Origin of the sequence: Scytonema sp. PCC 10023 (assembly GCF_963920835.1) — a bacterium.
Lineage (GTDB): Bacteria > Cyanobacteriota > Cyanobacteriia > Cyanobacteriales > Nostocaceae > Kalymmatonema.
In genome coordinates this window covers 1-248 of the sequence record NZ_CAWUDP010000406.1, presented here as the reverse complement: position 1 = coordinate 248, position 248 = coordinate 1, and the positions used below count along the sequence as shown (strand labels likewise).

The 248-nt window shown below is 47.2% G+C and carries 1 protein-coding gene; it reads left to right on the top strand.

Features of this window, described 5'->3' with window-relative positions; all coding sequences use genetic code 11:
• Window positions 1–248, top strand: a 248-nt coding sequence (locus tag ACM0OZ_RS49370) for a WD40 repeat domain-containing protein (RefSeq protein ID WP_414590240.1), incomplete at both ends; no start/stop codon positions are given.

The window sequence follows — 248 nt, the reverse complement described above, 5'->3', positions numbered from 1 at the left end:
GCGGTTGTGGGATACTCAGGGCAAGCTCCTCGCTGAATTGAGAGGTCATCAGGGTGAAGTATACTCAGTCGCAATAAGTACTGATAACCAGAGAATTGTCAGTGGTGGTGAAGACGGTACAGTGCGGTTGTGGGATACTCAGGGCAAACAAGTCGCTGAATTGAAAGGTCATCAGGGGTTTGTATTTTCAGTAGCAATAAGTACTGATAACCAGAGAATTGTCAGTGGTGGTGAAGACGGTACAGTGC